The following is a 13,826-nucleotide window of genomic DNA, read 5'->3' on the forward strand; positions in this document are numbered from 1 at the left end:
TCAGGGGAACGATGTACCGGACGGAGTTCGTCTGATGGCGACCGTGACGGTAAAACGTCCTTCCAGAGTCGCCGGTCCGGAGATGCCGAGCGGGCAGATCGAGCTGCAGGAACCCCCTGTGCTCGCCGAGCCTGCCACCAGGGACTTCGCCTCAATGATGATGTTCCTGCCCATGGGCCTCGGCTCGATGGTCATGATCCTGGCCTTCTCCGGGGCTGGCGGCACCTCGCCGATGACGTACGTCATGGGCGGCGGCATGGGGATCGCGATGATCTGCATGGGGCTCGGCCAGATGGGGCGGGCTGCCGGCGACCGCAAGAAGAAGATGGCCGCCGAGCGGCGTGACTATCTGCGCTACATCGGTCAGATGCGTACCCGTACCCGTGCCACGGCTGATGAGCAACGGGCCGCGGTGCTGTGGAACAACCCGGCGCCCGCGTGGCTCTGGTACATCGCCGGCGGCTCGCGGTTGTGGGAGCGGCGGGCGAACCACGAGGACTTCGGCCGGGTGCGGATCGGCTTGGGCACCCAGCAGGCGGCGCTGGAGCTGGTGCCGCCGACCACCAAGCCGATCGAGGATCTCGAACCGCTCTCGGCGATTTCGCTGCGGCGGTTCAGTGAGGCCTACCGGACCGTGGCGGGCATTCCGATCGCGGTCGGGTTGCGCAGCTTCACGAGCGTCGAGTTCGCGGGTGAGGTGAGCAAGGCGCTGGGGTTGGCCCGTGCCATGCTCGCGCAGCTCGTCACGTTCCACGCCCCCGAGGAGCTGCGCATCGCGGTGCTCACCTCGGAGGAGACCCGATGCGAGTGGGACTGGATCAAGTGGTTGCCGCACAACGCACATCCAACGGCGCGCGACGACGCCGGTCCGATCCGGATGCTTTCCTGCGACCACGATGAGCTGATGGACCTGCTGGGCAAGGAGGTCACCGACCGCAGTCCGCACGACAAGTCCGCGGCGCCGAGCAACTCCGAGCCGTTCGTCGTCGTGGTCGCCCACCTCGCGACCGTGCCCGAGTCCTCGCGGCTGTTCGACGTCGGTCTGCGCAACGTCGTGCTGCTGGACATCACCGGCATGCTGCCCGGCGGCGCGAAGGTGCTGCGGCTGACCGCCGTCGAGGACCGGGTCGAGTTCCCGTCCGGTGACGGCACGGGCGTCGCGTCGCGTGACGAGCTGAGCCTGGTCGAGTCCGAGGTGCTCGCGCGGACCCTCGCGCCCAAGCGCACCAGCGGTCACGTGGAGCTGGTCGAGCGATCGTTGGAGTCCGACTTCGAGCTGACGACGCTGCTCGGCATCCGCGACGTCAACACGTTCGACATCAACCACCAGTGGCGGCCCCGCAACGCCCAACGCGCCCGGATGTCCGTGCCGATCGGTGTCACGGAGGAGGGCGAGGTCGTCGAGCTCGACCTCAAGGAGTCGGCGCAAGGCGGCATGGGCCCGCACGGCCTGGTGATCGGTGCCACCGGTTCCGGCAAGAGCGAGCTGCTGAGGACCCTCGTGCTGGGGCTCGCGGCGACGCACTCGTCGGAGATCCTCAACCTGGTGCTGGTGGACTTCAAGGGTGGCGCCACGTTCCTCGGCATGGACCGGCTGCCGCACACCTCAGCCGTGATCACCAACCTGGCGGACGAGCTGCCCCTGGTCGACCGCATGCAGGACTCGCTCAACGGCGAGATGATCCGCCGCCAGGAACTGTTGCGCGTCAGCGGTTATCCGTCGTTGTTCGAGTACGAGAAGGCCAGGGCCGCGGGGGAGCCGCTCGCGCCGTTCCCCACGCTGCTGCTCGTCGTGGACGAGTTCTCCGAGCTGCTGGCCAGCAAGCCGGAGTTCATGGACCTGTTCGTCTCGGTGGGCCGGCTGGGCCGAAGCCTCGGCGTCCACCTCCTGCTCGCTTCGCAGCGCTTGGACGAGGGTCGCATCCACCGCGTCGAGGGCCACCTCTCGTACCGGATCGCGCTGCGCACGTTCTCCTCGATGGAGTCCCGCAGCGTCATCGGTGTGGCGAATGCCTACGAGCTACCGTCGGAGCCGGGCAACGGCTACCTCAAGATCGACCAGACGAACCTCGTGCGCTTCAAGGGCGCCTACGTCTCCGGCCCGGCCCCGGTGCCAGTGACGACGGAAACCGGCGTCGAGGAGAAGGCTGCTCAGGAGATCGTTCCTTTCTCCACGCACGCCCGGCCGCTGCGCAAGCTCATTGTCGTCGACGAGGAGGAGAAGGCCGAGGAGACCGACTCGGACGTGGCCGCGCAGGTCAGCACAATCAGCCTCGCCGACGCCTTCATCGGCAGGCTTCAGGGTGCGGGGCCCGCCGCTCGCCAGGTGTGGCTGCCGCCCCTCGCGGAGTCGCCTAGCCTTGACTCGCTCCTCCCGAGCGTGCTGCCCGACCAGTTCCGCGGCATGAACGTCGAGGACCTGACGATGCAGGGCAAGCTGCGCGCCCCAGTCGGCACGATCGACCGCCCGTACGAGCAGGTGCGTGAGCTGATGGTCGCCGACCTGTCGGGCGCCGACGGCCACGTGGCTGTGGTCGGCGCCCCGCAGTCGGGCAAGTCGACGCTGCTGCGAACACTTGTGCTCTCGCTCGCGATGACCCACACGCCGTCGGAGATCCAGTTCTACGGTCTCGACTTCGGTGGCGGCGGCATCATGTCGATCGCGGGGTTGCCTCACGTCGGCTCCATCGCGACTCGTCTCGAGCACGACCGGGTGGTCCGTACCATCGCGCAACTGTTGCTGTTGATCGAAAGCCGCGAGTCCGAGTTCACGAGCCGGGGCCTGGAATCCATGGCGGCGTATCGGGAGCTGCGGCGCACCGGCGAGATCAACGACCCGTACGGCGACGTCTTCCTGATCGTCGACGGCTGGTACACGATCAAGCAGGACTACGCCGACCTGGAGCCGCGGATCAACGAGCTCGCGGTGCGCGGTCTGTCGTTCGGCATCCACGTGATGATCGGTGCCAACCGCTGGTCGGAGATCCGGCCCGCGCTGCGCGATGTGATCGGCAGCAAGTTCGAGCTGCGGCTCGGCGACCCGATGGAGTCCGAGGTCGGATCCCGCAAGGCGCAGACAGTGCCTTCCCAGCCAGGCCGTGGCCTCACCCCCGCCGGTATGCACTTCCTGTCCGGTCTGCCGAGGATGGACGGCAGCTCGGACACGGACACCCTGGCGTCGGCCACGAAAGCGCTCGCCGAGGAGGTCGCGACGTTCTGGCCAGGCCAGCCTGCCCCACCCGTCAAGATGCTGCCCGCCACACTGCCCTTCACCGACCTGCCCGCGCCCGAGGGCGACGTCCGGGTTGCCATCGGACTGGACGAGCAGCGGTTGGAGCCGGTCTGGCACGACTTCGAGCAGAACTCGCACATGCTCGTGTTCGGCGACAGTGAGACTGGCAAGACCAACACGCTGCGAATGGTCCTGCAGTCGATCATGTCGCATTATCCGCCGGAGAAGGCGAAGATCCTGCTGGGTGACCCCAACCGGCAACTCGACACCGTGGTTCCGGAGGCCTATCGCGTCGGGTACGCCATCACCGGCGACACGCTGAAGGATCTTGTTGGCAAGGCCGCGGTCTCGATGTCCCGCCGCGTACCGGGCGAGGACGTCAGCGCCGACCGGCTGCGCCGGCGCGACTGGTGGGACGGGCCGCAGTTCTTTCTCGTCATCGACGACTACGAGCTGTTCGGCATGGGCATGGGCTCCCCGCTCGAGGCGTTGCTGCCCATGCTCGCCCAGGGCGTCTACATCGGACTGCACGTGATCATCGCGCGGAGCACCTCCGGTGCGATGCGGGCGCTCAGCGACCCGGTGATCCGCCGCATGTGGGAGCTCGGCACGCCAGGCCTCGTCTTCTCCTATCCCAAGGAGGAGGGCAAGTTCCTCGGCGAGGCCATGCCTCGCAAGCTGGTGCCGGGAAGGGCACAGCTCGTGAACCGCAAGGGTGTCAGGCTCGTTCAAACGGGCTTCGCCTCCGTCCCGGTCGCGTCGTCGACCGACAGTGGCGGGTGGCGGCCGTGATCGAGACGACCAAGAGCAAGAGGACGCTGTCATGACGAGTACGCAGGCCGAACTCTGCCGCATCACCGTGTTCGGCCCGGCTGGCCGGGCCGATCTCGCCGTGCCCGTCTCCATTCCGGTGGCGGGTCTGCTGCCCGTGCTGCTGAAGCACACGACCGACCCGAACGAGCACGTGGTCGCCGGTGTCGAGGTCACCGGTGAGCGGTCTTGGGTGCTGCAGCGGCTGGGTGAGCCCCCTCTGGACCCTGAAGGCACCCCGGAGAGCCTGGAGTGGCTGGAGGGCGAGACGTTCTACGTCCGCCCGGCGGCGAACCCGTTGCCGGAGCTGGCTTTCGACGACATCTCCGACGGCATGGCGACGGCGCTGAGCCGGCAGAAGGACCGCTGGAAGCCGGAGTTCAGCCGGTGGCTGTTCCTCACGCTGGGGGTTGGCGCGACCGCTCTGATGGCCGCCCTCGCCGTAGGCGCTGGTTCGACGCTCGCCGCGGCACTCACGTCGGCCGTCATCGGTTTGCTGCTCGCGGGTGCGTCCATCCCGGTATCCCGAAAGATCGAGGACCAGCCGCTGGCACTTGTGTTCGCGGTGCCGGGCCTTGCGCATCTCGCCCTCGCGGGCGCCGTCTCGGCGAACGGCGTCGACGCGGCGTTCGATCTCAACCCCGGCTCGGTCGCGTTGGGAGGCCTCACCCTCGCGGTCGCGTCGGTCGGGCTGTTGGGGGCTGCCACGCTGTGGGCGTCCGAGCTGCCGGTGGTGCCGCTGGGAGTGCTCATGGGCGCGGGGCTCGCCGCGTTCCTCGGCATGCGGGCCTACCTCGACATGGAACTGCAGCCCGCGAGCGCCGCAGGTGTCCACTCGGTGATCGCGCTGGCGTTGCTGGTCGGCGTGCCGAAGCTGGTGATCCGGATGGCGAGGTTGCGCGGACCGCAGTTGCCGCGCACGGCTGAGGAGCTGCAGTCCGACATCGACCCGCTCGACGCCGAGCAGATCATCGACCGCACCAAGAACGCCGACCGCTACCTGACCTCGTTCATGGTCACCGCGGCGCTGGTCTTCACGTTCAGCTACCCGGTGCTGTTCGAAGCACCTGGCTGGGCGCCGACGACGCTCGGGATCCTGGTCACCATCTCCGCGCTCGTGCGCTCCGGCGGATTTCTCAACGCCTGGCAGCGAATCGCTCTCGTCGCCGCCGGTGTGGTGGGTTGCGTCGAGTTGTTGCTCGCGTTCGGTGGCCTGCTGACGTTGGGGTGGCGCCTGGTCGTGCTCTCGGCCGTGCTGGTCACGTTGATCGCGCTCGTGCTGGCCGTGTTGCGCCCGCCCACCCGCCGCCTTGTGCCGATCTGGGTGCAGCGCGCCCAGTGGATCGAGTCACTCGTGGCCGCGGCCACCATCCCGGTGCTGTTGCAGATCCTGGGCGTCTACGCCTGGGCGCGCGGATTGGCCGGGTGAGCCGGTGCAGACGCAGAAGGACCACGTCCACGCCTACCAGTTCCTGATGCAGCGGATGACAACCGCGCTGACGGTCGGCGATCCGAGCAACATGGAGCCGCCCACGAGGCGCGGCCGATCGGGCCTGATCGTCGGCGCGCTCCTCGCTCTGCTGATCGTGATCGGATTCGGCGTCTACGGGTTGATCGTGCCTGGTGGCAGCACCGCCTGGAAGCAGAAAGGCGCTATCCTCGTCGAGAAGGAGTCCGGGACCCGCTACGTCTACGTCGACAACGTGCTGATGGCCACGCCGAACCTCGCGTCCGCCATGTTGATCCAGGGCCCTGGTAACAAGGTCACCACCATTTCTCGCAAGTCGCTGGAAGGTCTGCCCCGCGGGCCGCAGATGGGAATTCCAGGCGCACCGGACACCGTGCCGAGTCCGCGGGAGCTGCTGCCCCCATCGTGGCTGCTGTGCCCGGTGACGCCGGCTGAGGGCGGCAAGCCCGCTCTCGTCACGGACTTCGTGCCTGACGAGCAGTACGAGGCGGTGCCGGATGACCGGTACGCGGCGGTCCAGTCCACTGACGGCAAGCTCTACTTGATCTGGCAGGACACCAAGTACCAGGTACCGGACGCCAACTCGCTTGTGGTGTTCGGTCTGTCCGCGACGCGGGCGCCGCGCGCGCCCGACGTGTGGCTGAACCTCATCCCGAACGGCCCGGCTCTCACTCCGGCGCTCATCCCGGACGCGGGCAAGCCCGGTCAGGCTGTTTCGGGCAGCCCGCGACGGGTCGGCGATCTGTTCACGCACGATCCCGGCAACGGCACCGAACAGCGCTACGTCCTGCTGAACCAGGGACTCGCGCCACTTTCGGCGACCGAGTTCGCACTGCTGCGGGCCCGATCAGGCAAGTCGCCAGTAGCGATCGACGCGCAGGCGATCCTTACCGCGCCGTTCGCTGCCGACCAGTCGATGCTCACGCGGTTGCCTGACCTGGTCGGCAAGAAGCCGCTCGACGACTCGTCTGGTCACCCGTGCCTGCGCCAGGAGGGCAAGGGCGCCGATGTCATCAGCTACATGGTGACAGTTCCGGGCGCACAGAAGTGGCCCGCTGGTGCCTGGGTCCCGACCAACCGCGGGATCTTGGTGGCGGAGGTGCCGATCCCGAACGGTCAGAAGAGCCCGGACCGCTATCTGATCACTGAGCGCGGGAAACGTTACCTGGTTCCCGACGACAACTCGATCCAGGCGCTCGGCCTGAGCGGTGTGCAGCCCGCTCCTATGCGAACCGAAGTGCTGTCCACGATTCCGGCCGGCCCCGCGCTCACCCGCAGTGCCGTGGTCGTTGAACAGGGAGGATGACGGCAATGGCGATCATGACCCGCGACCGGGAGTCCGGCGGTGGTGATTTTGGTCTGACCCAGCACACCATCGGCAACGCTCTCGTCGTCTACCTGGTGGGCAACATGACCAAGGCGGCGCAGAACCTCGCGCTCAACGTCGCCGCGGACGAGGAGAACGACCTCGTCGTGGTCGATCTGCCTGTGAGCTCTCCTATCTCGTGGTGGGAGTCGGTCGCCAGGGTCCTGCCCAGACGTAGGCGCGGTGTGCGCCTGGTGATCGGTGGACGCTCGCGGGAGACCACTGCTCTTGCCGGCCACTGGCTGGCGGAGCGACTCAAGCGCACTGTGCTCGTCCCGGACGGCCCTGTGGTCCAGGGGGCTGGCGGGTCGCTGTTCGTCCACTCAGGACCGAACAGTGGCTGGGTGAGCTGCAGTCCCGGTAAGTCCCCAAAATTCGAGGCGAAGCGGTTTCCCAGGCCGGTTTGGGACGCGGGCCTCGTTGCGGAGAACTTCCCGACCAGTGCGCGTGGCATCGCCGAGCCGCTGCCCAGCGGCATGTGGATCCGGCCCATTGGCGACGACCCGCAGCTGCGGGCGAACCGGCAGCGCCTGATCGAGGTCATGCCGTGTCAGCCCGAGTACCTCAGCGTGGTGCTCGGCAGTCCTGGCGGTGTGCCGCTCGGCCAGGACGACGTCGTTTTGCTGTGGCGTGAGCTGCCCGAGCACTTGCACGATCGCGTGCGGTTCATCCAATACGGCCCGATGTCCGTGCCGAGAGGGCAACTCGGCCAGGCGATCGCCGACAGGCTCGGCCGCGAAGTTGTCTTTTACTCGGGCATGCCGATCGGCCCTGCGGTCGCGCCGGAGATCTTCACGGTGCGCCAGGACGGCACCCTCGGCTGGCACGCATATGCGCGGGAAATCAAGTACCAGCCTCGGTTCTCGGAGATCGAGCCGCCCAGGGTGCCCACCGTGGTGACGCATCGAGCACCGGTCCCTGGCGGCCTGGAGGTCTCGCCCGGTGTCTACCGGTACTCTGTCGACGCCGTGGTGGAGGTCGTCCAGTCTGGACTGCTGGTCCGCCCTCCGGCCGCGACGGCGAACGTTGAGGCCATCCGGTTGATCCCGGCTGACCCGGGAACCCACAACCTGATGTACGAGGCCGACAACGACGCCGACCTCGCCCGCATGGAGTATCTCGCGGGCGATCTTTCTCATCGACTGGGCAACTCGGTGCGCCCGATGAGCCGATTGCTTCACGCTCGGTCCCTGCTCAACGAGCAGGCGAAGCAGACCCACTCGCACGTGGCAGCAGGCTTCGCGGAAATCGGGAGCTCGGCCGCTGTCTTCGATCCCAGCGAGCAGACGTCGGTTGCCGCGTTGCCCGCACCGATCGAGATGACTGCGGCGACCCGCGAGGTGGCCGCGCCCGACGTGCGGCCTGCAATCGAGCCAGCCGTTTCGAAGTGGGAACGCGCTCACACGCCTGGGGACGCGGTGGACACCGCTCCGCCCGCGCCGGTGGCCTCGATGCCCTTCACGAACTCGTCCGTCGCTGCCGGGGCGTCGCCGCCCATGTTCTCGGCCCCAGGTGTTCCGGTCGAGCAGACCCCTGCGGCGCAGACCACCGCGGCGGTGCCGCCGCCCATGCTCGAGTCCGCTCCGGTCGTGTTCGACGCGCCGGTGCGGCCTCCTGGCCTGGGAGGCTCGGTCGTGGCGTCGACTGCGCAGCCCATGATCCAGTCCGATGCGGGCGTACCCCACGTCGCCGGTCCTGTCGAAAAGACGACGGCTGAGGACGGCCCCGTAACCGAGCTCTCGGTCGTCGCCGAGCCTGCGGCGTCGGATGCTGTCGAGGTGCCAGAGGCCATGCCGGCCATCTCGCGGCTGCAGCCCGTTCCCGCTCCCGAGGCGACCGGCTTGCTGCCTGCACGGGGCATCGAGGACGAACGCGCATGGCTGCGCCGCACGCTGTCCGCCGAATTCGGCGTGATGTCGAACTCTGTCGCGCGCATTCTCTCCGAGCATCCTGGATTCCAGGGCGCTCTTTCGAGTTCCTCCGCCGACGTCCTCACCGATGCCGTCGCCGTGCAGCTCTACCTGACGAGCCGTGGCAAGTCCGTCGACGACGCGCTGCGCACCGCCGCAGTCGGGCCGCACGTCCCGTTCGCACGCTGCGTCGTGGCGGGCCTGAGCCGTCTGCCGTCGCACCGCGGACCCGTGGTGTTCACGACCACTCCCACTCCCGGTCAGTGGGACCTCTACCGCAACCACAAACTGCTCACGGAGTGGGGATTCCTGCACGCGCTCACCGCCCCGCCCGCGGCTGGCGGGGATGAGGTCGACGTGCTCGTGTGGTCGATGACCGCGCGGCGCACGAAGCTCCTCGAGGCCCAGGACGGTGTCCAGGAGCGAGTGTTGTTCGTGCCCGGTACGAGCTTCAAAGTGCTTGAGATGACTGAAGCGCAGACAGACGGCACCCGAGGCCAGATCCTCCTGCGCGAGCTGACCGCGGTCGAGATCGACGCCGATGGCCGGGTCGACCCGAACCGCATCTCGCTCGACGAGCTTGCGCTGAACTCATTGCGGCGGCAGGTGGAGCAGTGGGCGGGCGGTACGTCGTCAGTCCAGGTGAACCCCGCATCGGCGGACCGTTTCGGCGCATTGCCCGGCCTGGCGTGAGGATTGGTGAACCCATGAACCGACAGCTGCTCCGCGTCGCGAGTGACCGGCCGGGCGCGTTCCCGTCCATCGGCGCTGCGCTCGGCAGTGCGCTCCCAGGCGCCATGATCTCGATCGCACCAGGCCGGTATGAGGAGAACCTGGTCGTCAGCAAGCTTGTGACGCTCAGCGCCGAGAACGGCTCCGGCACCGTCGAGATCGTCGCGAAGCAGGGCAGTGTGCTCGTGACGAGTGCGGAAGCCGTGCAGCTCAACGGGTTGACCTTGCGGTGCGAGGACGCACAGCTGGCCGGAGTCGACGTGGTCCGCGGTGAAGTCGCCTTCGACAACTGCGAACTCGGCGGCTCGTCGTGGGCGACGATGTACGCGCGCGGCACCGGCGCGATCGCGTTGCGCGGGTGCAGGGTGACCAGTACCGCGGGGGCGGGCATCGTGACGTCGTCCCCGTCGGTCAGCACGATCGAGGACACCCAGATCGTCGACGTCGGCTCGTCCGCGGTGGTCGCGACCGAGCGCGGGTCGGTGGTGCTGCGCCGTTGCGTGATCACCCGGCCGCAGGGGAACGGGTTCTGCGTCAACGGCGCGGGAGTCGTCCAGGCCGAGCAGTGTGAGATCACCGGTGCGGCCAAGCCTGCGGTCGTGGCGGAGCAGCAGGGCAGCTTGAAGCTTTCGCAGCTCACCGTGACCGGCAGCGAGAATGTCGACCTGTACCTGATGAGCAAGGGCGAGGTGTCCATCTCGGACTCCAGGTTCGACGGCGCGGCGGTGCAGTCCGCACACATCGCGGGTGCGTCGGAGCCGGTGTTCACCGGGTGCACCTTCACCGGTGTCGGCCGCACCGCGATCCAGGTCAACGGCGCGTCCTCGCCGAAGTTCACCGATTGCCAGGTCGGAGAGTCGCCGGTTGGTATCGCCGTCGACGAGGGCAGCTCGCCCCGGTTCGACGGGGTGAAGCTGAACGGTATCGCCCAGATCGCTGTCCACGTGGGCACGGAGTCGAAGGCGGCGTTTTCGGGACTGCGCATGGGATCCAGCACCGGGCGTGGTCTGGTGGTCGTGGGCAAGAGCGTGATCCGGCTGTCCGACATCGAGCTCGACGTGGCGGCGGAGACGGCGCTGGACGCCTCCGACGGGTCCACTGTGGATGCCTCGGACTTGCGGATTCAGTCGACCGCGGAGGCCGCGATCCTGTTCGGCGGCGGCGTGAAAGCCACTCTGACGTCGTTGCTGGTGCGCGGTGGCGGGTTGCGTGCCTCGGGCACGCAGATCTCCATGCAGGACAGTGAGTTCGTTGGCTCCCGCAGTCACGGCGTCGACCTGCGGTCGGGTGCCGCGGCGACGCTGACGCGCTGCCGCGTGTTGTCGTCGAAGGGTACGGGCGTGAGCTTCTCGTCCGGTGCGGGCGGCACGCTGACGGAGTGCGAGGTGGTTGGCAGCGTTGAGGACGGCATCAGTCTGAACACCGGGGAGCCAGTGCTGCTCAGCCGTTGCGTGGTGCGAGAAAGCCGCGGTGTCGACGTGCGGCGCTTCGGCGAGGACCGCGTCACGATCGAGGAGCCTGTCGGGGCCAGGGCAGCCGACTCGCGGCCGGCGTCGGTGGCGGCCACCGTGGCCGCACGCGCGGATCGCGAGGTTGCCACCTCGGCACCCGCGCAGGAGGCACTCTCGGACATGCCGCTGTCGGGCCCGCTGGCCGAGCTGGAGACGCTCGTCGGGTTGAGCGGAGTCAAGCGGGAGGTCACCGGGCTGATCAACCTCATCAAGATGTCCCAGGTGCGCAAGGAGATGGGGCTCCCGATGCCTCCGATGTCGCGCCACCTCGTCTTCGCGGGACCTCCCGGTACCGGCAAGACCACTGTCGCCCGGCTTTACGGCACGGTCCTGGCCGAGCTCGGCGTGCTGGAGAAGGGCCACATGGTCGAGGTCGCGCGTGCGGACCTCGTCGGCCAGTACATCGGCTCCACAGCCATCAAGACCACCGAGGTGGTCACGAAGGCCATCGGTGGCGTCCTCTTCATCGATGAGGCGTACACGCTGTCTGCGCAGTCGGGCGGGTCCGGTCCGGACTTCGGCCAGGAAGCCATCGACGCGCTGATGAAGATCATGGAGGACCAGCGCGAGTCGATCGTAGTGATCGTCGCCGGGTACTCCGAGCTGATGGAGCAGTTCCTGGAGTCGAACCCCGGCCTTGCCTCCCGGTTCACCCGCACGATCGAGTTCCCGAACTACAGCGTCGACGAGCTGGTCACGATCACGCTGGGCTTGTGCCGCAAGCACTACTACGAGATGACCGAGGACGGTCTGCAGGCGCTCACTGAATATTTCGAGCGCGTACCGAAGAACGCGACGTTCGGTAACGGTCGTGTGGCGCGCAAGTTGTTCGAGGCGATGGTGAACAACCAGGCGTCTCGCCTGGCCATGGCCCCGCCGTCGAAGGACTCGGAGATGAACCGCCTCACCGCGGCCGATCTCCAGTCCGAGATCGACCTGCTCCAGGCAGTGGCGAGCAGCGTGCCCGCACACGACAACGACGAGCTCGATCCTGCGGCGGCCGTCCAGACCAGCCTCAGTTGGCAGCGCTTCCACTCGATGATCGGGCAGGTGGGCATCCGCGAGGCCGCGGGCAGGAAACTGGTGCGTCTGGCCGCGGCGAAGCGGAGTAACCAGACGTTGGGCAACGCGGCCAACGTCGTGATCGGCGGCAGGCGCGGTAGCGGCCGCAGCGAGATCGCCCGGCTGTACGCCCAGGCGCTGTCGGAGATTCAGCTGGTGCGGGTCGGGCACGTGGTCCGCAGATCCGTCGCGACCGACCTGTTGTCCCACTGGCCAGGACAGGCGGAAAGCCTGGTGCGAACGGCTTTCGAGGACGCTGCGGGTGGTGTGCTCGTGGTCGATCTCGACGGTGACCTGGATCCCGACCACGCGCTCGAGGTGGTCGAGACGATGGCCGGTCAGATGCTCCGCGGGGCCGCGGACCCGGTCGTCGTCGTGCTCGGCGAGCACACCAGGCTGGTGCCGTTGTTCCAGCAGGTGCAAACGCTGGCCGACTGTTTCCAGGAAGGCTGGGACCTCGCACCGTACTCAGTGGACGAACTGGCAACGCTGGCCGTCCGCGAACTCGTTCGCCGCGGTCACGAAGTACCCGACGAGGTGCGCGACGCCGTGGCCGCCAGTCTGGCCGGCACTTCCGGCCGCGACACTGTCCACCCGGCGCACGAACTCGCTCGGAGGCTTGCACGCAGAGCCGCGTCCCGCACACTCACCGTCGCGGACCTGCCGTCCCCGGCGGCGAGCATCGCGCAGGGAGGTCAAGGGCTGGCCTCGGTCGGATGATCAACAATGTGTCCAAAGAGGCCACAGCTGTGGCCGGACGGTGCACCGATGATCTCGATCACTTGCGTCGACACCAACCCGCCACTTTCACTTCTGGCATCCCCGAAAGTCGTCTGGTGAGGAGTCTTCGTGTCGTCGTCTTTGCAAGACCAACTTGAGCAGACCCTCGCCGAGTACCGGCAGAAGCGAGCGGACCTGAGGGCGATGCAGGCGCGGATGGCCGAGATGTCGTCGACCGCGACCGCGCCGCGCAACGTCGTGTCAGCGACTGTGGACACGCACGGCCGGATCACCGGTATCGCGTTCCCCACCAAGGCCTACAAGAACATGGCACCCGCAGAGCTCGCGAATGTCGTGTGCGAGACCGTCCGCAAGGCGCAGACGATGGCACGTGAAGAACTGGCTGAATTGATGGAGCCGATGATGCCGGAGGGCATGTCCATGCGTGGCAAGGAGCCGGGCAAGCTCGACATCGACCGACTGTTCCCGGAGAACCCCGAAGACGGGGTCTTCTTCCGCGGGCTCAACGAGGGATTAGGAGCCACCGATGGCAACCGATGACGTCCACTGGGCCAGCGTTCCTGGCCTGAGGGCCGCCGCAGACAGGATCGAGGCAGAGGCGGGGAGGGTCGGCCGGATTCTCTCCGATCTCCACACCAGGACCGGTAACAACCTGGTCAACCCTGAGACGTTCGGCACCGACCATGGCGGCGCGGCTTTCTTCACCAAGTGGGAAAGCGATGTCAGTACATGGGACGAAGGTGTCCGTGGTGTCGTCCGCACCGTGAGCGCGACTGGTACTGGCGTCGGCAACATGGCGGATGCCTACGACCGCACTGACAAGGACACAACACAGATGGCTCACGGCCTCGGCCAGTCGGTCGGGGGTGGAGGAACACCTGGCCTTGGTGGGACAGGCGGCGTTTCGAACGTTCCGCCTCTCACACCGCCATCCACTGGCGGCGGCGGAGGTACCGGCGGAGGCAACACCGGCGGCGGGAACACTCGCCGTTAG

General features: G+C 67.7%; 7 protein-coding genes. All 7 read left to right on the forward strand.

What is annotated here, in order from left to right:
* The first annotated feature begins 34 nt into the window (after window positions 1–34).
* Window positions 35–4,024: a type VII secretion protein EccCa gene (gene eccCa, locus LFM09_RS44810; protein ID WP_414102737.1), complete on the forward strand. Its 3,990-nt coding sequence runs from the start codon at window positions 35–37 to the stop codon at window positions 4,022–4,024.
* 31 nt (window positions 4,025–4,055) lie between these two features.
* Window positions 4,056–5,471 (forward strand): type VII secretion integral membrane protein EccD, encoded by a 1,416-nt coding sequence (gene eccD, locus LFM09_RS44815; RefSeq protein ID WP_414102738.1) that lies wholly within the window; start codon window positions 4,056–4,058, stop codon window positions 5,469–5,471.
* Window positions 5,472–5,475: 4 nt separating this feature from the next.
* Window positions 5,476–6,816: a type VII secretion protein EccB gene (eccB, locus tag LFM09_RS44820; RefSeq protein ID WP_414102739.1), complete on the forward strand. Its 1,341-nt coding sequence runs from the start codon at window positions 5,476–5,478 to the stop codon at window positions 6,814–6,816.
* Window positions 6,817–6,821: 5 nt separating this feature from the next.
* Window positions 6,822–9,479, forward strand: a complete 2,658-nt coding sequence (locus LFM09_RS44825; RefSeq protein ID WP_414102740.1) for a hypothetical protein — start codon at window positions 6,822–6,824, stop codon at window positions 9,477–9,479.
* A gap of 14 nt (window positions 9,480–9,493) precedes the next feature.
* Window positions 9,494–12,811 (forward strand): right-handed parallel beta-helix repeat-containing protein, encoded by a 3,318-nt coding sequence (locus LFM09_RS44830; protein ID WP_414102741.1) that lies wholly within the window; start codon window positions 9,494–9,496, stop codon window positions 12,809–12,811.
* A gap of 129 nt (window positions 12,812–12,940) precedes the next feature.
* The gene (locus tag LFM09_RS44835) at window positions 12,941–13,372 is read left to right on the forward strand and encodes a YbaB/EbfC family nucleoid-associated protein (RefSeq protein WP_414102742.1); all 432 of its coding nucleotides are present in this window, start codon (window positions 12,941–12,943) and stop codon (window positions 13,370–13,372) included.
* Entirely contained in the window at window positions 13,359–13,826 is a 468-nt protein-coding gene (locus LFM09_RS44840; RefSeq protein WP_414102743.1) for a WXG100 family type VII secretion target, read from the forward strand. The genes LFM09_RS44835 and LFM09_RS44840 overlap by 14 nt, the downstream gene beginning before the upstream one ends.

It is taken from the genome of Lentzea alba (assembly GCF_047445655.1).
Lineage (GTDB): Bacteria > Actinomycetota > Actinomycetes > Mycobacteriales > Pseudonocardiaceae > Lentzea > Lentzea alba_A.

Coding starts and splice junctions, on each gene's coding strand:
- eccD (WP_414102738.1), top strand. CDS start 4,056: ATGACGAGTACGCAGGCCGAACTCTGCCGCATCACCGTGTTCGGCCCG.
- LFM09_RS44830 (WP_414102741.1), top strand. CDS start 9,494: ATGAACCGACAGCTGCTCCGCGTCGCGAGTGACCGGCCGGGCGCGTTC.
- LFM09_RS44825 (WP_414102740.1), top strand. CDS start 6,822: ATGGCGATCATGACCCGCGACCGGGAGTCCGGCGGTGGTGATTTTGGT.
- eccCa (WP_414102737.1), top strand. CDS start 35: ATGGCGACCGTGACGGTAAAACGTCCTTCCAGAGTCGCCGGTCCGGAG.
- LFM09_RS44840 (WP_414102743.1), top strand. CDS start 13,359: ATGGCAACCGATGACGTCCACTGGGCCAGCGTTCCTGGCCTGAGGGCC.